The 24,479-nt window shown below is 57.2% G+C and carries 24 protein-coding genes and 1 tRNA gene; 16 read left to right on the top strand and 9 right to left on the bottom strand.

Features of this window, described 5'->3' with window-relative positions; genetic code table 11:
• Positions 1–97 precede the first annotated feature (97 nt).
• The 4 genes from F8B91_RS05040 (at position 98) to F8B91_RS05025 (ending at position 1,831) form a co-directional block, all read left to right on the top strand.
• Positions 98–412, top strand: a complete 315-nt coding sequence (locus tag F8B91_RS05040) for an SH3 domain-containing protein (RefSeq protein WP_196502606.1) — start codon at positions 98–100, stop codon at positions 410–412.
• A gap of 129 nt (positions 413–541) precedes the next feature.
• Positions 542–617, top strand: a tRNA-Lys gene (locus F8B91_RS05035).
• Positions 618–683: 66 nt separating this feature from the next.
• Positions 684–1,577: a DnaJ C-terminal domain-containing protein gene (locus F8B91_RS05030; protein ID WP_196502605.1), complete on the top strand. Its 894-nt coding sequence runs from the start codon at positions 684–686 to the stop codon at positions 1,575–1,577.
• Positions 1,574–1,831 carry a chaperone modulator CbpM gene (locus F8B91_RS05025; protein ID WP_196502604.1) on the top strand — a complete coding sequence of 86 codons (258 nt, stop codon included), beginning with the start codon at positions 1,574–1,576 and terminating at the stop codon, positions 1,829–1,831. Before F8B91_RS05030 ends, F8B91_RS05025 begins: the two co-directional genes overlap by 4 nt.
• 6 nt (positions 1,832–1,837) lie before the next feature.
• On the opposite strand, the gene F8B91_RS05020 is transcribed toward F8B91_RS05025, so the two are convergent.
• A complete protein-coding gene (locus F8B91_RS05020) occupies positions 1,838–2,806 on the bottom strand; it encodes an endonuclease/exonuclease/phosphatase family protein (RefSeq protein WP_196502603.1) in 969 nt (322 codons plus the stop codon).
• Between the two features lie 187 nt (positions 2,807–2,993).
• Here F8B91_RS05020 and F8B91_RS05015 point away from each other — a divergent pair, with 187 nt between their 5' ends.
• Together F8B91_RS05015 and F8B91_RS05010 are read left to right on the top strand one after the other, a co-directional pair.
• Entirely contained in the window at positions 2,994–3,326 is a 333-nt protein-coding gene (locus F8B91_RS05015; protein WP_196502602.1) for a cupredoxin domain-containing protein, read from the top strand.
• A 1-nt stretch (position 3,327) separates the two neighbouring features.
• Positions 3,328–4,149, top strand: a complete 822-nt coding sequence (locus tag F8B91_RS05010; RefSeq protein WP_196502601.1) for an FTR1 family iron permease — start codon at positions 3,328–3,330, stop codon at positions 4,147–4,149.
• Here F8B91_RS05010 and ilvD read toward each other — a convergent pair.
• A complete protein-coding gene (gene ilvD, locus F8B91_RS05005; protein WP_196502600.1) occupies positions 4,146–5,993 on the bottom strand; it encodes a dihydroxy-acid dehydratase in 1,848 nt (615 codons plus the stop codon). The genes F8B91_RS05010 and ilvD overlap by 4 nt on opposite strands.
• Positions 5,994–6,127: 134 nt before the next feature.
• Between ilvD and F8B91_RS05000 the strand changes: the two genes are divergently transcribed.
• Entirely contained in the window at positions 6,128–6,616 is a 489-nt protein-coding gene (locus tag F8B91_RS05000) for a DUF2852 domain-containing protein (protein ID WP_196502599.1), read from the top strand.
• A gap of 61 nt (positions 6,617–6,677) precedes the next feature.
• Positions 6,678–7,094: a hypothetical protein gene (locus F8B91_RS04995; protein ID WP_196502598.1), complete on the top strand. Its 417-nt coding sequence runs from the start codon at positions 6,678–6,680 to the stop codon at positions 7,092–7,094.
• A gap of 3 nt (positions 7,095–7,097) precedes the next feature.
• On the opposite strand, the gene F8B91_RS04990 is transcribed toward F8B91_RS04995, so the two are convergent.
• Complete coding sequence (locus tag F8B91_RS04990; RefSeq protein ID WP_196502597.1) at positions 7,098–8,270, bottom strand: aminotransferase; 1,173 nt, start codon at positions 8,268–8,270, stop codon at positions 7,098–7,100.
• A 146-nt stretch (positions 8,271–8,416) separates the two neighbouring features.
• Between F8B91_RS04990 and F8B91_RS04985 the strand changes: the two genes are divergently transcribed.
• Positions 8,417–9,388 (top strand): quinone oxidoreductase family protein, encoded by a 972-nt coding sequence (locus F8B91_RS04985; protein WP_196502596.1) that lies wholly within the window; start codon positions 8,417–8,419, stop codon positions 9,386–9,388.
• Positions 9,389–9,402: 14 nt separating this feature from the next.
• On the opposite strand, the gene F8B91_RS04980 is transcribed toward F8B91_RS04985, so the two are convergent.
• The 5 genes from F8B91_RS04980 to F8B91_RS04960 all read right to left on the bottom strand — a co-directional run bounded on the left by F8B91_RS04980 (position 9,403) and on the right by F8B91_RS04960 (position 16,682).
• The gene (locus F8B91_RS04980) at positions 9,403–10,236 is read right to left on the bottom strand and encodes a S1C family serine protease (protein ID WP_196502595.1); all 834 of its coding nucleotides are present in this window, start codon (positions 10,234–10,236) and stop codon (positions 9,403–9,405) included.
• Positions 10,237–10,358: 122 nt separating this feature from the next.
• Positions 10,359–11,978, bottom strand: coding sequence for a tetratricopeptide repeat-containing sulfotransferase family protein (locus tag F8B91_RS04975; protein ID WP_196502594.1), 1,620 nt, complete (start codon positions 11,976–11,978; stop codon positions 10,359–10,361).
• The gene (locus tag F8B91_RS04970; RefSeq protein WP_196502593.1) at positions 11,979–13,556 is read right to left on the bottom strand and encodes a sulfotransferase family protein; all 1,578 of its coding nucleotides are present in this window, start codon (positions 13,554–13,556) and stop codon (positions 11,979–11,981) included. It lies immediately after the preceding gene.
• A gap of 158 nt (positions 13,557–13,714) precedes the next feature.
• Positions 13,715–15,346 carry a tetratricopeptide repeat-containing sulfotransferase family protein gene (locus tag F8B91_RS04965; RefSeq protein WP_196502592.1) on the bottom strand — a complete coding sequence of 544 codons (1,632 nt, stop codon included), beginning with the start codon at positions 15,344–15,346 and terminating at the stop codon, positions 13,715–13,717.
• Between the two features lie 109 nt (positions 15,347–15,455).
• Positions 15,456–16,682, bottom strand: coding sequence for a hypothetical protein (locus tag F8B91_RS04960; protein ID WP_196502591.1), 1,227 nt, complete (start codon positions 16,680–16,682; stop codon positions 15,456–15,458).
• Between the two features lie 385 nt (positions 16,683–17,067).
• Here F8B91_RS04960 and F8B91_RS04955 point away from each other — a divergent pair, with 385 nt between their 5' ends.
• From F8B91_RS04955 to F8B91_RS04950, 3 genes are read left to right on the top strand one after another with little or no spacing between them, the layout of a single operon-like run.
• On the top strand, positions 17,068–18,945 hold the full coding sequence (locus F8B91_RS04955; protein WP_196502590.1) for an OmpA family protein: 1,878 nt from the start codon (positions 17,068–17,070) through the stop codon (positions 18,943–18,945).
• Between the two features lie 11 nt (positions 18,946–18,956).
• Positions 18,957–19,079 carry a hypothetical protein gene (locus tag F8B91_RS17000; protein ID WP_281432900.1) on the top strand — a complete coding sequence of 41 codons (123 nt, stop codon included), beginning with the start codon at positions 18,957–18,959 and terminating at the stop codon, positions 19,077–19,079.
• Between the two features lie 12 nt (positions 19,080–19,091).
• The gene (locus F8B91_RS04950; RefSeq protein ID WP_196502589.1) at positions 19,092–19,580 is read left to right on the top strand and encodes a hypothetical protein; all 489 of its coding nucleotides are present in this window, start codon (positions 19,092–19,094) and stop codon (positions 19,578–19,580) included.
• A 51-nt stretch (positions 19,581–19,631) separates the two neighbouring features.
• On the opposite strand, the gene F8B91_RS04945 is transcribed toward F8B91_RS04950, so the two are convergent.
• The gene (locus F8B91_RS04945) at positions 19,632–21,614 is read right to left on the bottom strand and encodes a lytic transglycosylase domain-containing protein (RefSeq protein ID WP_196502588.1); all 1,983 of its coding nucleotides are present in this window, start codon (positions 21,612–21,614) and stop codon (positions 19,632–19,634) included.
• A 242-nt stretch (positions 21,615–21,856) separates the two neighbouring features.
• On the opposite strand from F8B91_RS04945, the gene dapA reads away from it, so the two are divergent.
• The 4 genes from dapA (at position 21,857) to F8B91_RS04925 (ending at position 24,390) form a co-directional block, all read left to right on the top strand.
• Complete coding sequence (gene dapA, locus F8B91_RS04940) at positions 21,857–22,738, top strand: 4-hydroxy-tetrahydrodipicolinate synthase (protein ID WP_196502587.1); 882 nt, start codon at positions 21,857–21,859, stop codon at positions 22,736–22,738.
• Positions 22,738–23,235, top strand: coding sequence for an SsrA-binding protein SmpB (gene smpB, locus F8B91_RS04935; protein ID WP_196502586.1), 498 nt, complete (start codon positions 22,738–22,740; stop codon positions 23,233–23,235). The genes dapA and smpB overlap by 1 nt, the downstream gene beginning before the upstream one ends.
• On the top strand, positions 23,232–23,711 hold the full coding sequence (gene folK, locus F8B91_RS04930; protein WP_196502585.1) for a 2-amino-4-hydroxy-6-hydroxymethyldihydropteridine diphosphokinase: 480 nt from the start codon (positions 23,232–23,234) through the stop codon (positions 23,709–23,711). Before smpB ends, folK begins: the two co-directional genes overlap by 4 nt.
• 85 nt (positions 23,712–23,796) lie before the next feature.
• On the top strand, positions 23,797–24,390 hold the full coding sequence (locus tag F8B91_RS04925) for a L,D-transpeptidase (RefSeq protein ID WP_196502584.1): 594 nt from the start codon (positions 23,797–23,799) through the stop codon (positions 24,388–24,390).
• The last annotated feature ends 89 nt before the right edge of the window (positions 24,391–24,479 follow it).

The following is a 24,479-nucleotide window of genomic DNA, read 5'->3' as shown; positions in this document are numbered from 1 at the left end:
AACAGAATTTTCAAAGCCGGGCCATGTGCCCGGCTTTTTTGTTCATGAGGGGTTCAGGACGAAGATCATAGTTCTGCTCCATCAACAGGAGGAAACCATGTCAAACTTGATCCGTCTTTCACTCACCACTGCCTTGCTCATCGGCATTTCCGCACCGTCGGCCTTCGCCGGCATGTGCGAAGGAACCGTCCACGGCCTCTCGCGCCACTACAACCCCGCCACGGGTGCAGGCTTCCTTGCCGTGCGTGCCGGGCCGAAGGCATCCGCCAGTCAGATCGGCGAACTTTTCAACGGCGACCGTGTCGAAATCTTCGACCGCAAGGGCGGCTGGTACCGTTTGGCCTCTGAATCGGATTCGTCGATTGATGGCTGGGCCTCTGTCAAATGGGTACGCGCCAATTGCGGTTGGTGATCTAAAAGCCTTCCGGTTAAGCTGTTTTTCCCAACCCTGAATTTCCCCGAAACAGGGGTGGACAAGCTACGTTCTCTCGCCTAAGACCCGCCGAGTTCTGGTGGGCCTTGGCACACAGGAATGAAGGATGGGCGACTAGCTCAGGTGGTAGAGCAGCTGACTCTTAATCAGCGGGTCGTAGGTTCGAGTCCTACGTCGCCCACCATCCTTACCCTCGAAAACTTGATTTATCAGGTCTTGCGCTTACATTAGGCGCGAAAGGAAATTTCGCGTGCGCGATCCCTATGAAATTCTGGGTGTTGGCAAGTCGGCTTCAACCGATGACATCCGCACGGCCTATCGCAAGTTGGCGAAAAAAAGTCACCCAGACTTGAACCCTGGCGACAAGAAAGCCGAGGAACGTTTCAAGGAACTGAATGCGGCCAATGATCTGCTGTCTGACAATGAGAAGCGCGCCAAGTATGATGCGGGCGTCATCGACGCCGCCGGCAATGAAAAACCGCAGCCACGCCAATATTACCGCGACTATGCGGGCGCTGGCGCAGCTAATCCCCGTTACCAGTCGTCGGGAGGATTTTCTGATTTTGATGGTTTTGACGATGTGCTGGCGGATATGTTCGCGCGGCAAACGCAAGCGCGCCGCAATGCGCGGGGAGCCGATGTGAATTACCGCCTGACTGTTTCGTTCCTCGATGCCATCAATGGCGCCAGCCAGCGTATCACGCTGCCCGATGGTTCAAATCTCGATGTGAAGATTCCAGCAGGAATCGAAACCGGCAAATCGATCCGCCTCAAGGGCAAAGGCCAACCCAGCCATGGCACCGGCGGATCAGGCGATGCACTGATCGAAGTGACAGTGGCCCGCCATCCGGATTTCACCCGTGAGGGCAACGACATTCTGCTCGACTTGCCTGTCTCGATCAAAGAGGCGGCCTTGGGCGGCCCGGTGCGCACGCCCACAGCCTCCGGTGCTGTGATGCTAAACATTCCGCCCGGCAGCTCCACCGGCACCCAGATGCGCCTGAAGGGCAAGGGCGTAGCCGGCAAGGGCGATCAGATCGTGCGGCTGAAGATCGTGATGCCCAAAGTGCCGGATGCAAAGCTCAATGAATTCCTGAAGACGTGGGAGCCGGAAGGCGATCCGCGCGCAGAGGTGAAATCATGATTCTCAAACGCAGGGAATTCCTGGCCAAAGCCAGCATCGATGATCAGACACTGGATGTCTGGCTGTCAGAAGAATGGCTGATCCCGTCAGAAGCCGCCCAAGGCGAAGCCTTCACCGAAGCCGATGTGGCCCGCGCGCATTTGATCCACGATCTTGAAGAAGATCTCGGCGTGAACAGCGCCGGCATCAGCGTGGCGTTGCATCTGCTCGATCAGCTCCACGGCTTGCGGAATGCCGTGAAGACCAGGCACTGAAATCTGTTACTTGATTTCGATCACCGCCATCGTCGAGCGGTGATCTGAAGGCCACGGGCTCACAACCAGATCAGCTTCTGGAGCTTTCTCGCCCACAATCCCCGCCGACTTGATTTGCAAATCCTTGCCTTTGGCAAAGATGAAATCTATGCGGTCATGATGGTCAGTCGTATCGCTGGCCTCTGTCGTCGGCGTCCAGGTAATGCCGGGCTTGGCCACCGGGTCCGGATAGATCGCCCGGAATGTGTCGGTGAAGCCTTGGGCTTCCAGGCCTGAGGTGAAGGGCCATTTGACAGCGATGGGTTGCAGCTTGGCGGCCACTGTCGCGTCAGTCCAATCGCGCACGCTCGGCTCGTTGAAATCACCCATGATGAATTGTGCCGCCGCATCCTGCTCGGAAGCCACATCGGCCAATAGCAGCTCCAGCGCCTTGCCATGCGCCTGCTTGGCAAAGGTCACCGCTTCGTCTGCGGTTTTGATAAAAGGGAATTTGCCATATTCAATGCCGAGCAGCTGATAGGGCACATAGGGCGCGTCATTCAGGTTCATGGCGTAAACCACCACCTTCTTGCCATCGACTTTCAGCTCAACACCAACGCCATTGGGTGTTTCCTTGCCGATCTCATATTTGGTGATCACGGCATCCGCCCAGTGGTTTTCGGTGCCGTGCTTGAATTCATGCACATGATAGCCAAGCGCTTTGGCAATATCCGCAGCGCGGCTCTGGTCGCCGGGAATGCAATTGGCGGTGCCGGCTTCACAAGGGTCAGGCTCAGGGACGGTCTCCAACGCACCGATAATGTCAGCGCCGGATGCCTTCATGACAGCGACCGTTTCATCGATCGGCTTGTTCGCATTGGCGCCCGCACCCCACATGTTCATGGAGAGCAGCTTGATCTCGCCCGCCATTGCGGGGGCGGTGGCAAATGCAAAAAGCACCACTGAGGCGGCCATCAATTGGCTTTTGAATGTCATGATTGTTTGCTCCCCGTAAGGCGGCTTCTGCCACCAGTTTGAACGAGAATTGCGAAACTGCCATGACGCGTCAAGGCTGCCTTACGGCTTGAACAGCCCTTTCATTCCCGCAACCGACAAAATATCCGACTTGACAATTCGGGTTATAAACCGACTATATTGATCGGATATTTGGGAGAGCTAGATTATGAGAATGTTGTTTGTGGCTGCACTGTCAGTAGCAGCTTTGACTGCCGCTAGCGTTGCGCGCGCGGACGACCAGCCTGTCGAATGGAAGCTCAAGGGCACGAATTTCGATCCGCCCGTTTTGAAGGTGAAGGCCGGCCCTGCGCTCACCATCAAGTTCATCAACGAAAACGATGTTGCCGGTGAGCTGGAATGCAAGGGTCTGAAGATCGAAAAGCCGGTCACCGCTGGCGGCACCATCATGGTCAAGGTTCTCAATGCCAAGCCGGGCACTTACGATTGCGTGGATGAGCCTCATGAAGACAAGGCCAAAGCCCAGATCATTGTAGAATAAGATGCTCGGCGCACTCATCATCGTCTTCCGCGAAGTCTTCGAGGCCGGACTGGCCATCGGCATTGTCGCTGCGGCTGTAGGTGGCGCGCAACGTGCGGGCCGCTACATCTGGCTTGGCATTGCGGCAGGCGTGGTGGGCAGCCTGATCGTGGCCGTCTTTGCCGGGCAAATCGCCAACCTCTTTGGCGGTTATGGCCAGGAAATGCTGAATGCAACCATCCTCATCCTGGCGGTCTTCATGCTGGCCTGGCATACCTGGTGGATGGCGCGGCAGGGCCGCAACCTCGCGGCTGAATTGCGCGAGCTCGGCCAGATGGCAGCCAGCGGATCAAGGCCGATGATGGCGATTGCCATTGTCGTGGCCACCGCCGTTCTGCGTGAAGGTTCGGAAGTGGTGCTGTTCCTTTACGGCGCGTCCGCCGAAAGCGGCGCAACTGCAATCCAGTCGCTGACGGGCGGGCTTTTGGGCCTGGCGTTGGGGGCTTGTGTTTCGCTGATCACCTATTACGGCATCGTGCAGATCCCGATGCGCTGGATATTTGCAGCGACCACAGGGCTCATCACGCTTCTCGCCGCAGGCATGGCAGCTCAGGCCGCCCGCTTCCTGCAGGCAGGCGGTGCCGTGGAATCTCTGACCACAGAAATGTGGGATTGGTCCGCATTCCTCCCAGACAGCAACTTGCTCGGCACCTTCCTGAAGGCGCTGATGGGCTACAGCGACAGGCCGACAGCACTGATGGTGCTGGCCTTTGTCGCTACCCTCATTGCTTTCACCTTGATCTCACGGCTGTCGAGCCCGAAGCCGCGCGTCCAAGCCGCCTAAGGTACGTTGCGCACAGCCCCCTTGGCCGCCGAAGTCGCAAACGCCGCATAAGCCCTGAGCGCCGTTGTCACCTTGCGGGGGCGTGACTTCATCGGCGTCCAGGCGGCCTTTCCGCGCGCTTCCTGCATCGCCTTGCGCTTGGCCAGTTCCTCATCCGGCACGGCCAGCTTGATGGTGCGGTTTGGAATGTCGATCTCGATCCGGTCGCCACTGTGTACCAGCGCGATCAGCCCGCCTTCTTCCGCTTCCGGAGAAACGTGGCCGATCGACAGACCGGACGTGCCGCCAGAGAAGCGGCCATCGGTGATCAGCGCGCAGGCTTTGCCCAGGCCCTTCGACTTGATGTAGCTCGTCGGATACAGCATTTCCTGCATGCCGGGGCCGCCGCGCGGGCCTTCATAGCGGATCACCACCACATCGCCCGCCTTCACATCTCCATTGAGAATGCCGGCGACAGCACTGTCCTGGCTCTCGAACACGACCGCCGGACCCGTGAATTTCAGGATAGACTCATCCACGCCCGCTGTCTTCACGATACAGCCATCAACCGCAAGGTTGCCCTTCAGCACGGCGAGGCCGCCATCCTTGGAGAAGGCGTGTTCAACTGAGCGGATCGCGCCTTTTTCACGGTCGGTATCAAGGCTGTCCCAGCGGCGTGATTGCGAGAACGCTTCGGTGGTAACCACGCCACCCGGTGCGGCCATAAAGAAGTCACGCACTGATTCAGAATTGGTGCGGCCGATATCCCAGCGGTTGATCGCATCGCCCAACGTGGCGGCGTGAACCGTGGGCACATCCGTGTGGATCAGCTTGGCCTTTTCAAGTTCGCCCAGGATCGACATGATCCCGCCGGCACGGTGCACATCTTCCATGTGAACATCGCTCTTGGCGGGTGCCACCTTGCACACGCAAGGCACGCGGCGCGACAGCCGGTCAATGTCATCCATGGTGAAGGGGATGCCACCTTCATGCGCGGCTGCAAGGATGTGCAGTACGGTGTTGGTGGAACCGCCCATGGCGATGTCCAGCGTCATGGCATTTTCGAACGCCTTGAAGCTTGCAACGTTGCGCGGCAGCACGCTTTCGTCATTCTGCTCGTAGTAACGGCGCGCCAAATCCACCACCAGATGGCCAGCTTCGAGGAATAGGCGGCGGCGATCCGAATGCGTGGCCAAGGTAGAGCCGTTGCCCGGCAGTGAAAGGCCCAGCGCTTCCGTCAGACAGTTCATCGAATTGGCAGTAAACATGCCGGAGCATGAGCCGCAAGTGGGGCAGGCAGAGCGTTCGATGACAGCTACTTCCTCGTCGGAATATTTGTCATCCGCCGCCGCCACCATGGCGTCCACCAAGTCGAGTGCCACGGTCTTGCCGGTCTTCGGCGCGATGTATTTGCCGGCTTCCATCGGGCCACCGGAGACGAACACAACGGGGATGTTCAGCCGCATCGAAGCCATCAACATGCCCGGCGTGATCTTGTCGCAATTCGAAATACACACCATCGCATCGGCGCAATGCGCATTGACCATGTATTCGACGCTGTCCGCGATGATCTCGCGCGACGGCAGCGAATAGAGCATGCCGTCATGGCCCATGGCGATGCCGTCATCGACAGCGATGGTGTTGAATTCCTTGGCTACGCCGCCTGCCGCTTCGATCTCTCGTGCGACCATCTGGCCGAGATCCTTCAGATGCACATGGCCGGGTACGAACTGGGTGAAGCTGTTGACCACCGCAATGATCGGCTTGCCGAAATCACCATCCTTCATGCCGGTGGCGCGCCAGAGGCCACGGGCGCCGGCCATGTTGCGGCCATGGGTGGAAGTGCGGGAACGGTAAGCGGGCATGTTTCAATTCCTTGGTTCAAATAGGCTTCTAACCCAATGTGAGGGGCAGGGGAAAGATTACAATTGCAGGCCGCCCTTGAAGTGGGGTCATGGCCGCACCACTTGCTCCTCACCCTAAAGAAGGAGGGGGCATCATGAATAACAGTGCTTATGCCAGTGCGGAAGATGGCGGCCGTGGTTCATCCTGGGGCGCACGCTCCGGAAAGAAGCCTTGGTCGGTCTATGAAATTGCGGCAGTCGTCGGCGGTTTTGCCGTGTTTTGGCCAATCGGGCTCGGCGCCCTGTTTCTGAGATACAAGAATGGTGAAGTCTGGAAAGGAGCCAGTGAAATGCAAGCCCCATGGTCGCAATGGAAAAGCCCGAAGGACGCCGCGGATCATTTCGCCAAAGCCACCAGCGGCTGGAAGAACCGCACATGGTCGGCCTACAGCTCCACCGGGAATGAAGCCTTTGACGAGTATCGCCGCGCCAAGCTCGAAGAGCTGGAAGCCATGAAGCGCAAGCTCGACGAAGAGCGCCAGGCTTTCGATGAATACCTGACCAAGCTGCGCAAGGCCAAGGACCGCGAAGATTTCGAACGCTTCGTCGCTGAACGCAACGTGCCCAGCACGCGCGAAGACTGATCTTCCCGCTTGATATAATCTCCACGGGCGGCTTTTATCCGCTCGTGGAGGACATCGCATCTTGACCAACCGATTCACTATCGCCGTTGCTTTTGGGGCAATTTTCGCATCTGCCCCTGTCGTGCATGCTGCTTCCCCGGAGGATGCAGCCATCAAGCAGGCGGCCACTGAAATTATCCGAGTGCTCAAAACCCAAGGCGCGCCCGGCATGCAGGCCTATGTGCAGAATTGCTACGCCCAGCAGGGCCAGAACCTGCACTGCCTCTATCTCGATGCCGGGGCCTCACAGATCAACAACTACATGGCCGGTGTGATGAATGCGCCCCGGAACCCCTATTTCTTTGGCCTGCCTTACGCGCAGCGCATCGGGCCCACGATGAAAGCGGCAGGCATTGTCCCTGAGCAGCAAGGTGTATATCTCAAAAATCTCTATTCCGTGCAGCGGTCGGCGCTATATGCGGCCTATGTAGCAAAGTAGTCCTTAGGCACCCTGGCTCTCGATCAGGCGTTCGGCCAGCAAGGACATTTTGTCTTTATCCACATTGGCAAAGGCAAAACGCAAATAATCTTCCTGTCCTTCTCCAAACATCGCACCCGGCAGGCACAGAACGTCATGTTCCTGCGCCAGCCGCTTGGCCACCACACGAGAACCTTCGCCCTCAAACGGATGTTTGACATAGGCGAAATAGGCCCCGCTGGAGATCAGTTCATATTTCAATCCGGGTTTGGTGAAGGCTGCACGCATTGCCGCAAGGCGCTCCGCCATCAGAGCCTTCTTGCCTTGCTTCCACTCGTCCAGTTCCTTTAGCGCAAACAATACGCCGCGCTGCGAAACCTGCGGAGGGCAAATGGTCATTGTGTCGAGAACCTTGGTGGCCTGATGCATGACTTCCGCCCCAGCAACCATGGCCCCCAAGCGATATCCAGCCAGTGCATAGATCTTCGAGAAGGAAAACAGCTGGATCAGACGGTCCCGCCAGTCAGGCTCATTCAATAACGCATGGGCAGGTGTAGCGTCAGGGCGGAAATCCTTGTAGGTCTCATCGATGATAAGCGCGATGTCGGCCTCGCGCGCCACGTCGTAAAATTCCTTTAGCACCGATGCCGGATAGATCGCACCTGAAGGGTTGTTGGGGGTGCACAGCATGATGGCGCGGGTCTTCGGCGTGATTGCCGCCTTTGCATCGGCAGCCGACGGCCATGCGCCCCCCGGTGAAAAAGCAGAAATCGGGGTGATGGCCACACCCAGCATGCCCAGCCACATTTGATGATTGAAGTAATAGGGCGCTGGCATGATGATATTGTCGCCAGGCTCGGCAATCGCCATCACGGCCGCCGCAAAGGCCTGATTGCACCCGGTGGTGATGCCCACGTCCTTGCTGGCCACGCGTGCAGCATAACTCGATGCGAGATGGCTGGCGAAAGCCTCGCGGAGCTCTGTAATGCCAAGGATTTCGGTATATCCACCCATGCCCGGCAAATGTACCAGCCTCGCGAATTCATCTTGCAGCGTCTCCGCTGGCGGATAGCTGGGCACGGCCTGGCAGAGATTGAGAAGTTCCCGGTTGCTTTGCCGGCCGTTGACCCAGCTCAACGCCTCCGCGATCGGTGGAAACTCGACACTGGAGAGACGCGGCGAAACGGTAACGACCATGGATGAAGTCCTTGAAGATGATGGAACTGCTTAAGACAGAACAGACCACTCTGCATAGTTCCAAAATGACATGGAAGCCTGTAAGGCCCATCGCTTGACCACGGCGCTGCGGCATCCGATGATCTGGCACAACAAGAGGTGTGGGCATGAAGGCAATTCGGTTTGAACGGACAGGCGGTCCAGAAGTTTTACAGCTGCAGGATGTGAATTTGGAAGAGCCTGGCACAGGCGAAGTACAACTCCGCCACACGGCCATTGGCCTCAATTTCGTCGATACCTATTACCGCAGTGGCCTCTATCCCAGCCCATTGCCCTCCGGCCTTGGCAACGAGGCTGCAGGCGTGGTCACCAAGCTTGGCAAGGGTGTAAAGGCCTTGAAGGTGGGTGACAGGGTGGCTTATGGTACCGGCGCTCTGGGCGCCTATCAGGAGGCGCGCAATTTTCCCGCCAACCGGCTCGTCAAACTGCCAAAAGCGATCAGCGACGAAGTGGCCGCCGGCATGATGCTGAAGGGCATGACCACACGTTACCTGCTGCGCGCCACTTACAAGGTCAAGAAGGGCCAAACCGTGCTGTTCCACGCGGCTGCGGGCGGCGTGGGCTTGATCTTTGGCCAATGGGCCAAGGCGCTGGGCGTGAAGGCCATCGGTACGGTAGGCTCCGACGAGAAAGTCGCCATCGCCAGGAAGCATGGCTATGCCCATGTGATCAATTCCAGCACCGAAGATGTCGTGGCCCGTGTGAAGGAAATCACCAAGGGCAAGGGCGTGCCGGTTGTCTATGACGGCGTGGGGCAGGCCACATTCAATGTCTCGCTCGACTGCTTGAGCCCGCTGGGCCTGCTGGTGTCCTTCGGCAACGCTTCAGGTGCTGTATCTGCTTTCAATCTCGGCATATTGGCGGGCAAAGGTTCGCTCTATGTCACTCGGCCCACTTTGGGCACCTATGTGGCCAGCGATGCCGATTTCCAGGCCACGGCGCGTGATCTGGTCAATGTCGTCAAATCCGGCAAGGTGAAGATCCAGATCAACCAGCGCTACAAGCTTGCTGATGCGGCCAAAGCGCATGAAGACCTGGCGGCGCGGCGCACCACGGGCGCTACAGTTCTGATCCCTTAGGGTTCAGCGCGGCGTCAACCGCAGCTGTCAACCGGCTTGGCGGCGATGGCTTGCCAGTTCGAACTGCAGGAGCCTTGGCTGCAGATGAACTTGCCAATCGTATTGGCCGGAATGGCATGCGCCATGGTGATCGAATTCCCTGATTCATCCGACAGGGTTGAAACCACCATGCCGATCAATTGGCCTTGGGCGTTGAACACAGGACCGCCGCTTTCGCCGCGCTGGGTCCCCATATGCAGCACCATGGCATCGGGATAGCCGAAATTGCCATAAGCCACCGCACGGCCGAAATGCATCGCCTGCAGTGTCCCGATGCGCGCGGTATCACCCGCGCCATGCGGCTTACCCAGCGTGTAGATGGGCGAGCCTACGGCCACGCAGGCCGGCGAGGCCGGTACAACATCGCGCCCATTGAACGAACGCAGCTTCACCAGCGCCATATCATTGCCGGGATAGATGCCCACCACCGTGCCGCTATAGATGCGCCCATTGGCAGCGCGTGCTGAAATTTCATTGCCCTTGTTGACCGCCACATGCGCCGCAGTGACCACAAAGCCATCTGGCGAAACCACAAAGCCAGAGCCTGAGGTGATTGCCGTCGTGCCATCCTTGGGCGAAGGCATCGAACCGCCGTTTTGCCGCGCCACGGTCAAGGTCACATAGGTCGGGCCGGTGGCAGGAAGCATGCTGGCCACGGAAGCAGCACTCTGGACGCCGGCCGCACCCGCAGGCTCAGCATTCTGGTCAAGTGCGATCGGACGGCTTTCCATATCCACCGCCTGGTCAGCCACGCAGGCCGAAAGCAGCAGAGCAGAGAGCATAAGTGTAAGGGGAAAAAAGCGATTCAAGGTAGCACCCGGTGAGGCTCCGCTCTAGGCGATATTTGAGTCACGAACAAGGCTGCACGCTGCAAGGCAACAAAAGATGCAAGCGTTGTGGCTTTCCTGCACCGGAAAATCGAAGCTTACGCCTAAATCTCTGATTCAGGATAGGAATAACCCGCTTTCCCTAATGCCTCAAACAGCGGCCCAAGATGCTTTTCATAGTTCCGCCAGCGGCCGACGGACTTGTTGTTGATGCCCGACCGCACCTGGTCACGGCTGAAGGTGCGCACGGCATTTCCGGATTCGTGGAAACGCAGGCAAGCCGGATCCCAGTCCAAGCCGAGGAAGCCCAGCATCCGCCGAACCTGGGGTTCGGGGTCTGAGACAAGTTCTTCATAAGAAAGATCCAGAATAAGCTCGCCGAAAACAGCACGCCAATGTTTCAGAATTTTCGCACGGTGCAGGTAGAAATGCGCAAAGCTAACCTGGTTGAACGCATAGCTGAACGTATCGGTGAAGTGATTTTGATAAGTTGAAATGAACACATCGGCGGGATGGCGCATTAGGTTGATAAATTTCGCATACGGCAAACACAGATGGATATAGCCAGCCGCCAGAAATTGTGTCGGAGTCTTGTCGACAACCAGTTTTGCAGGACGTTTGGCGACCAGACTTGAAACCGTCAGGAATTCCTGCCCGCGCGCCACAAGTTTGCCCTTCAAGGCGTTCGCGAAGATTTCTCCGGGCCCGCTTGGCACACCATATTTTTTGATGAAGGGAACACCACGCACCACCATGCGGCCCAACTCGCCAACACCAACACAATCGGGATGGGCATCAAGGATCTGCTCGCAAAGTGTGGTGCCGGAGCGGGGCATGCCAAATACAAAAACGGGAGCATGCGACCGGTTGGCAAAGCCGCGTGTCTTGTCAAACAAGGGTTTGGTGTAAAGCTCCACACTTTTTGCCACGATGCTCTCGATTTCGCCGGCATCGTATGGCGCCGGATTAAGGGCACGGGCCTTCTGCCAGCTTTCCATGGCCAGGTCATGATTTTTGGACTTTTCGGCGGCGCGGCCATATCCAAGCAGAAGCGCCGTACGATCTCCCGGGGGGATCGTACCTGCCGATGTATCAATCAAATTCAAGATGTCTTGCACCACGGGGCTTTCCAGATTGGCCCGCGTCAAATCCGCTGTGGTAAAAGCATTGTAGGCCTTGTGGCCAGGTGCTGATTGTAGCTCGGCGAGCACGCTTAAAGCCTCATCTTTCCTGTTGGAGGCCCGGAGCACCTCAACCAGGCCTCGCTTCACGATCTGGCGATACCCGTTGTCGTGTGACAATCGGAGTGCGTCCCGGTAGTGGCTGATGGCGAGGTCTGATCGTCCCAGAACTGAATAGAATTCTCCGAGATTTCCGAAAACCGTGGCGGATTGAGGATGGCGCCGAATGGCTTCGCGCAACATCTTGTCAGCGTTTTCATAGAACTGGTGATCCAGATAGAGCCGCGTCAGGATATCCACATAGCCTGGTTCAAAACCGCTGCCCGTCACGGCTCTTTCATAGAATGCAATGGCCTGGAAGTTTTCACCGGCTGTCAGCAACATTTCACCAACAATAACGTTGGCCTGCACATCCTCGGGATACTTGCTCAAAAATGCCTGGGCCAGCGCCGGTTCAAGCCGCCCGCGCTTCTGGTAGGAGAGGACCTTGTCGCGATCTTCGCTGTAATTTCCTTGGAGCAGGGGGGCAGCCTTCTTGTTCATCTAATTGGCCCCGTTCGCGGCAGAATTTTCAGGATAGGAATAGCCGGCTTTGTCGAGAGCTTCAAACAACGGCCCGAGATGTTTTTCATAATTGCGCCAACGGCCGACTGACTTTGTGTTGATCGCGGAACGCACCTGATCGCGGCTGAACGTGCGCACGGTCGAAGAATGCTCGAAGAATTTGAGGCAGGCGGGGTCCCAGTCAAGCGCGAGGAAGTCCAGAATACGCCGCACCTGCAGGTCCGGCGATGCGGTGAGGGATTCATACCCTACGTCCAAAATCTTTTCCGGAAACAGGCTTCTCCAGTATTTCAGGATTTCGTGGCGTTTGAGGAAGAAATGCGCAAAGGCCTCCTGATCAAAGGCAAAACCGAATTCCTGTGAAAATCCATTTTGGTAGGTGGAAATGAAAATATCGGCCGGATGGCGCTCCATGTTGATGAACCGCGCATGCGGGAAGCACATATGGATATATCCCGCCGACTGGAATTGCAGTGGCGTTTTGTCAACGAGGCGTGCGGCAGGCTTTCCGGCAACAAGCCGGGCAAGTTTCAGAAAATCTTCGGTGCGGCTGGCGATGGCTCCGGCCTGCGCGTCTGCAAGGAGCTGTTTCAGCCCGCCCGCCACATGATATCTGCCGGTAAAAAACTTCGCCTCGACGGATAGCCGCACCAATTCTCCGGCGCTGGCCGCTTGTGGATGTGCCGCGAGAATCTGTGCCGCAAGCGTGGTTCCTGATCGTGGCATGCCCACCACAAACACCAGCGATGCATCGGCATTTGCATAGGGCAGGGTGCGTTCAAACAGGCTCTTCTGGTAGAAAGATTTGGTTTCCTTGACGGTGTACTCGTTCGCAGCTGCACTGTATGTCAGGTTTACGAGAGCACGAGACGCTTTCCAATCTTCAAAAGCCTCATCATGCCGGCCTTGCCGGGCTTTCAGGTTGCCCAGTTGGAGGTAAAGCGCTTCTCTGCTGCTGGCCGTCCGGGGATCGTCTTTGTCATCAGGCACCAAAAGTTGGGTTTCGATCTGCTCGATCAGCGAAACGGTTTCATCCGGCCTGGCAATTTGAGCAAGCTCACCCAGCGCCCAGGAGCGTGTATCTGCCGATGAAGCCTGTTTCTCAATCAGTGCTCTGGCCTCATCATTGTGGTTTGCATCTCGCAAGCATTCCAGAAGGAGGCCGAGGGTTCGATGCCTGGAGCGCACGTCAACAAATGTGTCGCAAGCCCTTTTGAGATAGGGCAGAGCCAGTTCTGCTTTGGCAATCCGGCTGTAATAGTTACCGATCGCTCGGTCCTGTTCGGCGGAACTTTTGCCGCTGGCCAAGACCTGGGGCAACAGGCGATCCACCTGCTCAAGAAAGTGAAACTTGCAATAGAGGTTGAGCAGCAGCGCCACATGGTCGGGTTCAAAGCGGCCGAGCTGTACTGCTCTCTGGGCGAATGGAATGGCGTTCAATTCGTGGCCCACGGCCATCATGGTGTCGGCCATGAGATAGTTCGCATGGATATCGTTGGGAAAGCGTCCCAGGAAGGCTTTGATCAATGTCAGTTGGGCACCCGGCTCTTTGCCCATGAGCGAGAAAAGAAGCTGCTGCCGGTCGCGGTCAGAAGGACCTGTGAATTTGGAAGCTGGAAGCAATGGCATAAGGCCATTTAGTGGCCTTGGGTTCGAAGGTAAAGATCGAAGCCGGATTTTCAACCCAGCCAATCGCAAGTCAAGGGTTATGCCGATTAAACCACTGTTTCAGTGTAAGAATAACCGGCCTTTTCGAGCGATTCAAACAACGGTGAGAGGTGCTTTTCGTAATTGCGCCACCGGGCGACGGACTTGGTGTTGATCGCAGAGCGGACCTGGTCGCGGCTGAAGGTGCGCACGGTGGAAGAACGCTCAAAGAATTTTAGGCAGGCTGGATCCCAGTCAAGCTCAAGGAAATCCAGAATGCGCCGCACTTGCTCTTCCGGGTTGCGGGTCAACGCCTCGTATGAAACGTCAAGTATGTTATCGGGGAAAAGTCTTCTCCAATGTTTCAGGATTTCATGGCGTTGCAAAAAAAAGTGGGCAAAGTCTTTCTGATCGAACGCAAATTCGAAGCTGCGCTGGAAGTTGTTTTGATAAGTTGAAATGAACACGTCAGCCGGATGACGTTCTACGTTTATAAACTTCGCATTGGGAAAAATGAGATGAATGTAGCCGGCGGAAAGAAACTGCGTTGGCGTTTTGTCGACTATCTTCGCGGCGGGCTTGCCTGCCACCAGCTTGGCGAGTTTGATGAATTCATCTGTGCGAGCGGCAATCTCCCCACTTTCGGCGTCGAGCAAGAGTTGCTTTACCCCCCCTGCCACGTGATACCTGCTCATGAATACATTGGCTTCTGCCGCCAACCGAGCCAGTTCGCCAGCGCTCGCCCCATCCGGATGAGCCGATAGAATTTGCGCAGTTAACGTTGTACCGGAACGCGGCATGCCCATGACGAACACCAGCGAAGCATCCAAACTCGCATAAGGTGCTGTTCTATCGAACAAATCTGGTTTGTAGAAAGCTTTCGTGTCCTTGATCCCGCGTTCTGTAGCTATGGCGTTATAAGTTCTGTTCACAAAACTCCGGGACGTGCGCCAGTTTTCAAAGGCAGCATCATGCTGCCCTTTTTTTTCTTTGAGATTCCCAAGCTGGAGATGAAGAATTTCGAGTCTTTGAGGTGTCAAAGATACATCTGCATCTTTTTCTTCGAGAAGTGATTCAATCTGCTCTTCAATCGCAGGAACGTCATCCGAACGGGCTATCTGAGCGAGGTCGGATAGCGCTTCCGCTCGTGTATCCTCCCCCGCCAGCAGCTCTTGAAGCAGCGCCCTGGCTTCATCATTCTGACCTGAGTCGCGCAAACAGGTGACGACCAATCCGATAGCGCCCCTTTTTGCGATCGGTTCTACATGTGTTGCGTAAGCACGTTTGAGATATGGCACAGCACTCTCTGGGCGACCGAGCTTGCTGAAGTAATTGCCTATCGCCTGATCCTGTGCAGCAGAGCTTTTTCCTGTGGCAAGAACGAGCGGCAGCAATTGATCAATTTGTTCCAGGAAAAAGAACTGGGTGTAGATGGTGATGAGTAACGCAGCATAGTCAGGATGAAACTTGCCCGTATGTACAGCCTTCTGGGCGAAGGGAATTGCCATCAATTCCTGGCCGTTTGCGGCCATGGCGTCCGCAAGCAGGTAATTTGCGTGAGCTTCATTCGGATATTTGGCGTGAAATACCTTTATTTGAGAAAGCTGAGTGACAGAGGTCGCACCCATGAGGGAATGCACCAACCGAGCGAGGTCTTGGTCATAGGAGTTGTTGGAAAGGGCGTTTTCAGCGATCAGCATACACCCATTTAGAAGACCAGAATCCAAAGGTAAAGCCGCTGAACTGGCACGGATAAAAACAAAACGGCCCGCCGAAGCGGGCCGTCCGTCAATCAGACTTTAAGTCAGATTAGAACTTGAAGGTCGTGTAGAGAGCAGCAACGTAGGTGCCGTCGAACTGGCCACCCGAAACGTAGCTGCCTTCCAGGCCAACCGTGAGCTGCTTGACCGGAGTGTAGTACAGAGCAGCGTCAAACACGGTACGATCCGTGTTGGTCTGCTGCGTGTTCCACACGTGGCCTACGCCCAATTCAATGCCGGCGCTGTCAGACAGAGCAGCCATTGCATAAGCGCTGACCTTGGTGAAGTCGTCGGTCGTTTTGAAGCCCGAGCCCATGCCGAGAGCAGCACCAACCGAGAACATGCCCAGCTTGGCGCCGATGCCACCATCGATCACCCAAGAAGCTTCAGCAGACGTGGTGTCCGTCGTGCCCCAATAGCCGCCCGACAGGTCGGCACCGAAGGTGTCGCCCTTGTAGGTGGCCTTGCCGGTTACGCCGAACGCGCTGGCGTTGACGCTGTCATTGTCGCCGTCTTCAACTGCGATGGCGATGCCCAGAGGGCCGTCGGCATAAGCAATCTGGACCTGAGCCGGATCCGAACTGCGCGAGCCCTTCGAAACAGCACCGATATAGTCGTTATAGGCGCAGGTGCACTGTGCGTCGAACGAATAGCCGTTCTTCGACAGCGAACCGAACACGCCGCCCTTGAGGGTCAGGTTCGGGGTCATTTTCCACCAGCCGTAGAAGCCGTCAGAAACGAACGCCGGGTTGCCGCCGTTATTGGTCCAGGACGAGTTGGAGCCGTTGGCGAAAATGTCAGACGAACCAGTTGCCTTCATGGCAACCGACACGCCAACTTCACCCACAGCGGTGTCGGTGGTGGCAACAACCTTCAGGCCGGCAGCTGCGCGGATGTCGGCAGCATATTCGTTACCAGCATAGTAGTTGGCGTTGGTGGAGCTACCAACCGGATGCCAGCTGCTGGCAGACATATAGTCGCCAACGTTACGGCCGGCCACGATACCAGCGCGCACCCAGCCCGACCACACGATGGTGGCAGCGGCAGGAGCATCAGCGGTCGGCATGATCGAGATAACATGTTCACCAGCTTCGTTGCGGGTGAACGACACAGCCTGGTAGCCAGCCGGAACCGAAGGAGTGGCTTCGAGCGAGGCAACGCGAGCGTTCAACGTTTCGATCTGGGCCTTGAGGGCGTTCAGATCATCAGCGCGAGCGCTGACCGACACGGCTGCCAGAGCAGCGGTACCGATGAGAGCAAGTTTCATAGCTTTCATTAGATTATTCTCCCAAAGAGATTGGAGTTTGAATGATGCCCCCCCGGTCCCCTGCAATGAGTGGGCGGACAATGCACGAGTCACCCGTGCAATGGTGTCGTTTTGGGTCATCAGGGCGTGGGGGTCAACGGCAAAGGGCCGGGCCGGGGGATAATTCCGGTGCCTGTGGCACGGGAGACACAGTGCACTGCACCGGCGCATATAGAGACTCATATCCCGGGCAGAATCTCTGCTGTCATACAAAGCAAAAATGCGGCTGAATTGAAGCGCTTGCCCCAGCCATCCGCGATTTCGCTGGAAAACCCGAGAATCACATGTTAAGAATCTATTAATATTGGGTTTTTATCGAAACGGGGGCAAGCCCGTAACACAAGGAAAAGGCAAGATGTTCTCTTGGCAGCCAGTGAAATGGGTTCAATATGCGGTGGTTGGCGTGGGCCTGCCTTATGTGGCGGCCGCCTGGTTATCCACAGATTCTCTTGTAGGCGATATTTCGCACCGCGCGGCCCTCGTGGCGGGTGATTGGGCCAAGGTGAAAGTTGAAGGCCGGGACGTAACGATCGCCGGCACCGCCCCCAGCCCGGACGCCGCAAAAGCCGCCGCCGAAGCCATTGCCACCACTTATGGTGTACGCACTGTTGACATGGCACAAGTACAGATTGCGCCGCTGGCTGCACCGACCGAAGAGCCAGCCAAAGTCGAATCGGATGCTGCTCCCGAAATCAAGGGCACTTGGCCGGAAGGAATCGCCAAGACGCTGGATGTCACCGTCAATGGCAAGACCTACAGTCTGGGCAAAGACCCGGAATTGACCTCATCGGGTGGCAACTGGGTGCTGAAACTGGGAAGCCCGCTGCCGCCCGGCTCTTATGATGTGGCCTCAAGCGTGGGTGATGGCTCGCGCACTGCAGCTGCCGAAAAGCCGGTGCAATTGGTGGTCAATGAGCCGCCAAAGCCAGTCGCTGCCCCCACGCTCAACCCCATCACACCAGAACCCGGCAAGCCGGTCATGCTCAGCGGCACATGGGCCGTCGGCACCGGCAGCACGCTTTCTGTCACTGTAAATGGCAAAACCGCGCAGCTCGGCCGGGATTTCTCGCTCCTCTCCAGCACCGATGGCAAATGGACACTCAAGCCTGCTGAAGATTTGGCACCCGGCCATTATGATGTGACGGTCACCAATACCGATGCCAAGGGCCAAGCCCAGGAAATCAAGGGCAGCTTTGAAATTGCAGCCCCTCCGCCTCCGCCTCCGCCATCGCCGCCCAAGCCGGTAACGGCCGCAACCCTTGATCCTGTTGAAACACAACCTGTCACTTTGACCGGCAAATGGCCCGCCATGAGCGGTGCCCAATTGTCGGTGACGGTGAATGGCAAGACGGCGGAACTCGGCAAAGACTTGAGCCTGCTGACTGACACCTCCGGTAAATGGAGATTAAAGGCTGGCGATGATCTGCCCCCCGGCCATTATGACGTAACAGTGACTGTAACGCCGAACGATGGCGGCACGCCGCTTGAAACCAAGGGTGGATTCGACATTGCTCCGCCTGCAGTGGCGCAACCTGTGCCGGCGCCGGTACCTGCCGCCCCGACCGTAGAAACCGCGTCTTCCACCTCCGACAAACCAGTGGTCAAGGGCACATGGCCTGAAGGCAATGGCAACAAGCTGCAGGTTGAGCTTGATGGTGTCACCCATGAACTGGGCAAGGATGCTGATCTCACCTCCGATGGCGCTGGCCACTGGACGCTGACCCCGGACAAGCCTGTGGTGAATGGCGCTTATGATGTGATTGCCAAAGTGGTCACGCCGGATGGCCAGTCCAACGTCACCGCTGGCAAGCAGGCCATAACGGTTGCGGTTGAAGCGCCAACCCCGCCGCCACCACCAGCCGTGATCAATTGTGATGAAGTGTTGGGCCGCATCGCTGCGGTTTTCCCGGTGCGTTTCGAATTCAACAAGGATGATTTAGGCGGCGCTTATCCCGAAGCCGTGAATCAATATGCCGCCTTGATGAAGGATCCGCGCTGCGGCGAGCTGAAAATCCAGGTGGCGGGCCATGCCGATTATATCGGCTCGGAATCCTACAATCAGGGCCTCAGCGAGCGCCGCGCCAAGATGGTGATCGACGCGCTGGAAAAAGCCGGCATCGATGCCTCAAGGCTCAGCTCGGTGGGCTACGGCAAAACCAAGCCGCTGGATCCCGCCCATTCCGATGGTGCACGGGCAAAGAACCGCCGTGTTGAATTCACGGTGCAGAAATAAGAGGGCGACGCATGAATGAATTTTTCAACTGGAATAACTCGCAGATACTTATCCAGCACAATTGGTACTGGTTGCTGCTGGCCTTGGCCGTGGGCTGCATCGTCGGCTTCCGCACAGCCAAGCCGCGCGCGTGAGGATAGAGCATCATGTCTCATTACCTCATTGAACTTCTGATCTGGGTCGCCATCGCCTACATCATCGGCTGCATTCTGGGCTGGCTGGCCCGCGGCCTGTTCAGTGGTGGCGCAGCTGAAACGGCCGCTGTCGTCGCATCGGCAGCGCCTGCTGTTGCCTCCGCCGCCGGCACATTGACCAAGCCGCAAGGCATCAAATCCGCACGCGGTGGCAAGGCAGATGAATTGCAGCGCCTCTCCGGCGTGGGCCCGAAGAATGAAACCATCCTCAATCAGTTGGGCTTTTTCCACTTCGACCAGATCGCCGCCTGGACGGCTGCCGAGATCGACTGGATTGATGACCATCTGAAATTCGGTGGACGCATCAAGAATGAAGAATGGGTGCGCCAGGCCAGCCTTCTGGCCCAAGGCAAGGAAGAACAATTCGCCAGCGAATTTGGCACGGGCGGTATGAAGGGCAAGGATGGCCAAAGCCATTCAGGCTCACATACGCGGAAATAATCAGCCTATTGATGAAATGAAAAAGCCCGGAGTTTTCCGGGCTTTTTTTATTTATTGAACTGCGCCTGTACTGGCCACATTAACATCATCGGCGTTACCGCGCCGCAAATCCGCCGTCATCGGGCGCACCGTTTCAGGTGCCAACCGCGAGCGATACACATGCAAGTTCTGCATCACCTTCTGTACATACTGGCGCGTTTCATTGAATGGAATGCATTCCACCCAATCCACCGCATCCACCTTGCCGCCGCGCGGATCACCGAAATAGGAAACCCAATCGGTCGCACGGCGCGGGCCAGCATTATAGGCAACGAGAGTGAGAACGTAGGAGCCATTTAGATTATCAACGAGGTCGGCCAGATGCGCTGCACCCAGCTTCACATTGTATTGTGCATCCTTCAGCTTGCCGGCGTTGTAACCAATGCCATATTGCTTGGCCACCATCTTGGCCGTGCCCGGCATCAACTGCATCAGGCCCTGCGCACCAACACTGCTGCCGGCATTCGGATCAAATTCGCTTTCCTGGCGCGACAGCGCAAACACCATCGATTTCTCAATCGGCTTGCCAACCTGCGCCCAATTGGGCAGGCCATAAATCGGATAGCCCCAGGCATCGATGTCCTTGCCCTGCATGGCCGAAGCCTTGGCAAAGCGCAGCGCGCAAGCCACGCCAACCTGGCTCTGCAGCATATTGGCCACCGCATTGAGCTGATCAGTATTTTCAAAGCGCTTGGCCAGTGGCATCAGGAAGATGCCCATCTTGTTCTGCCCGCCGGCTTGCGCCAGCAAGGAAGCGCCACGCACCAATTCATCCCTGGCCACGCTGGCCTTGGCGGCATCGCTGGAAGCTGCCGGCGTGATTTCTTCCGGCTTTTTCCCAAGCCCGATTTCTTCACGTGCCAGCTGGCCGTAATAAACTGTGGTATGCGAAGCTGCGTTCTTGAAAGCAGCCTTGGCCTGCGCCTGATTACCGAGCGCCAACTGACTGCGGCCGATCCAGTAAGCCGCCCGCGCGCCCTCGGTGCCATTGGTGGCCAGCTTCTGCAATTTCAGGAAATGGCCCATCGCCACTTGCGGCTGGTTCAAATAGCGCAGCGCCACCCAGCCGGCGAGGAACTCACTGTCAATCGCACCCTCGCCTTTGACCATGCCATGATTCTTGGCGATCAGATAAGCGGTCTTCCAATTGGCCCGCTGCATCGGGCCAACCGATCGGCGCACAGAGGTCCGGCGCTCGTCAGACCATGCATCTGCATTGCCCATCGCAACCGGATCACCCGGAATGGAAGCCAGAACACTGCGCGCGCCGCTGAAGTTTTCCTTCTTGCGATAATAGCGCGTCAGCACATAGAGCAGCGCCATCTGATTGCGCATGGCACCCGAAAGCGATCCAAATTTCTTGTCAGCACCACCTTCGCTGTTGATTAGCGCGCGGCCCACATTGGCGGCATTCACATATTCGCCACCCAGATAAGTCTTCGCCACACGAACAGCGCTCTCGCCCTTCTGGTCGAAAATCAGCTGCCACAAGCGCTTCTTGTGATCGTCCACCGAAAGCCGCGAACCGAATTCGCTGGTGATCTTTTTTTCCAGGGCAACATCCACATCAGGATCGGCCCAGGCCTTGCTTAGCCACGCCTTGCCCGAGGCACCATCACCCGATGCATAGGCCAGGCGTGCCATTACCAATGCGCCATAAGCCGTGGCGGGTTTGCGCGCGGCAAAATGCTGGGAAACAACCGCCGGAGATTCCGAATTGTCATAAAGCGCCTTTTCAGCGCGGCGCAGCAGCGTTTCGTTGAGCGGCCAATCCGGCGCGCCATTCACAAAGGCCATGACGCGGTCATAACCGGCCTCAGATCCGTGATCCTTCAGATAGAACAGCTCAACAAGCTTGATCGCAGCAGAATCGCCGGATTGCTGCGCCAGGGGCCCAGCCGATCCGAAATCACCAGCCAGAGCACGCTTTGCGGCTTCCACAGCGGTACCAGACGCGGCATGCGCCGGTTCCATCGCCAGCCGGGGTGCCAGCATGGCAATTGAAAGGACCGAAATCCCGCGGAGAAACTGGCGCCTCGAAGTGGTCTGAATCATCGAATTCAACGTCTTGCTCGCTTTCATAGTGGTGGACCGGTTAGACAGCAATTGCGTCAAGGTTGTGGAAGCCTTGGCTTGCCGTTCCGGCAGCGGCGGACTAGATAGGTTGCCTCGTTCTGGCCGCTTCTGCCCTTTTATTCAGGGATGGTTGCCAGAATCTTACTTTCAGGAGAGTTGTCGTGAAGTTCCATGGTTCCATCCCCGCATTGCTGACCCCACTGAAGTCTGGCTCGGTTGACGAGCAGGCATTCCGCAAATTTGTGGGCTGGCAAATCAAAGAGGGCAGCCATGGCCTGGTGCCCGTGGGCACGACCGGCGAAAGCCCGACGGTGACGCCGGAGGAGCACAAGGCCATCGTGCGCATCTGCGTGGAAGAAGCCAATGGCAAGGTGCCGGTGATCGCCGGTGCCGGCTCCAACAACACGGCCGAAGCCATTGAATATACCCAGCATGCCAAAAATGCCGGCGCTGATGCGGCCCTTGTGGTGGTGCCGTATTATAACAAGCCCACCCAGGACGGCATCTATGCCCATTACGCAGCGATCGCCAAGGCAGTGGACATTCCGATTTTTGTTTACAACGTGCCCGGCCGCACCGTGGCCAGCATTTCGGTTGAAACGCTTGACCGTCTGGCCAAGGACTTCAAGAACATAGTCGGTGTGAAGGACGCAACGGCAGACCTCACGCGCCCCTCACGCCAGCGTCTGATGACAGGCACCAAGTTCATCCAGCTTTCGGGTGAAGATGGCACGGCCTTGGGCTTCAACGCCCATGGTGGCACCGGCTGCATTTCGGTCACCGCCAACGTCGCGCCGCGCCTCTGTGCTGAATTGCAGGAAGCAACCTTGCGTGGCGATTATGCTGCAGCACTTAAAGTGCAAGACAAGCTGATGCCGCTGCACCATGCGATGTTCGTGGAAGCCAGCCCCGGCCCCGTTAAATATGCAGCCAGCCTTCTGGGCCTGTGCGAACCCGAGGCACGCTTGCCGCTGGTGCCGGTGGTTGAATCCACAAAGGTGATCGTGAAAGAGGCCCTGGTTCACGCAGGGCTCTTGAACTGATGTCTTCAAAAGCAGGCGGAGCAAAATCCGCACGCAAGCAGGACGGTATCAAGGTCGTATCGGACAACCGCCGCGCCCGCTTTGATTATGAGCTGTTGGAGAAATTCGAGGCCGGCATCATGCTGCAGGGCTCCGAAGTGAAATCCTTGCGCGTCGGCACCATCAATCTGGGTGAAGCCTATGCCGGCATGAAGGGCTCTGAACTTTTCCTGTTCAACTCCAATGTGCCAGAATACCGCGAGGCCAACCGCTTCAACCATGAGCCCAAGCGCCCGCGCAAATTGCTTCTGCATGCCAAGGAAATCAAGCGCCTGGCATCGGGCGTGCTGCGCGAGGGCCTGACCATCGTGGCCGTGAAGATGTTCTTCAATCCGCGCGGCAAGGTGAAGGTGGATATCGCACTGGCGCGCGGCAAGAAAGCGGCCGACAAGCGCGACACCATTAAAGAGCGTGACTGGAACCGCGAAAAGAGCAGGGCGCTCCGCGACCATTCATGATCCTGGTCGCCCTGGGCAGCAACATGACCGGGCCTTGGGGCACGCCGCACCAAACAGTGACGCGCGCGCTCGCTGAACTCAATACTTTCCCGCTACGCCTGAAGGCGGCTTCAACCTTGCTGGTCACCAAGCCTTTTGGTGTGCTCAACCAGCCGGATTTCGTCAACGCCGCAGCATGGATTGAAACCGCGTTGCCGCCGGAAACATTGCTGCGCAAATTGCACGAGATTGAAAAACGCGCCGGTAGAAAACGCCGCAGGCGCTGGGGCCCGCGCACGCTGGATCTCGATTTGCTGGACTACAATGGCCAGATCAAACGCAAGCCCAGCGACATGCCAAAAGCTCTGATCCTGCCACATCCAGGTCTCGCGGCACGGCGTTTTGTTTTAGAGCCGGTGGCTGAAATTGCACCACGCTGGAAACATCCGCAGCGCCACCTCTCACCCGCACAGCTTCTGGCGCACTTGCCGCATTAAGCGCGTTTTAAGCTCACCCGCTCAACATGCTTGCTGATTAAGTGTGTGAGTGTGCGTTGTGTCCTTCCTTAGATTGAATGCTGTCATGGCGGCCTGCCTTTTGGCACAGGTGCTGCAGGCGGAAGCCAAATCCTTCTCTATTCTCGGTGCAGAGGAAATGTCGGCGCCGCAGGACGTGGCATTCAGACCACCCATCTCATCCGCCGCTTTGGCAGGGCCTGCGGTGGCCGGTCCGGTGCGCAAGGAAATTGAATTCAACACCATACTGCCGCCGGGTTCGATCCTGGTGCGCACCAGTGAGCGCAAACTCTATTTCGTTCTGCCGGGCGGAAAGGCCATGGTCTATCAAGTGGCCGTGGGCCGCGAAGGTTTTGCCTGGTCAGGCACCAACACCATTACCCGCAAAGCCGAATGGCCCGATTGGCGCCCGCCAGCCGAAATGATTTCGCGCGAGGCAAAAGCCGGCCATGTGATCCCGGTTTTCGTCAAAGGCGGCGAGGCAAATCCACTGGGTGCACGGGCACTTTACATCGGCTCGACCGACTATCGCATCCACGGAACGGATAAGCCCAAGACCATTGGATTTGCTTCCTCTTCCGGCTGCATCCGCATGCGCAATGAGGATGTCATTGAGCTTTATGGGCTGGTGAGCACCGGCGCAAAAGTCGTCGTCGAATAAAAATCCCAAGTATTTTTACACTTAAACTCCCTTTTAACGAAAATCCTGCATTGTTGTTTAGGTTACCGGATTGTTGTCCGGCTGTTTGT

The organism is Aestuariivirga litoralis, assembly GCF_015714715.1.
Lineage (GTDB): Bacteria > Pseudomonadota > Alphaproteobacteria > Rhizobiales > Aestuariivirgaceae > Aestuariivirga > Aestuariivirga litoralis_A.
The sequence above is the reverse complement of the archived record's forward strand: the minus strand, read 5'-3'. Positions and strand labels throughout refer to the sequence as shown.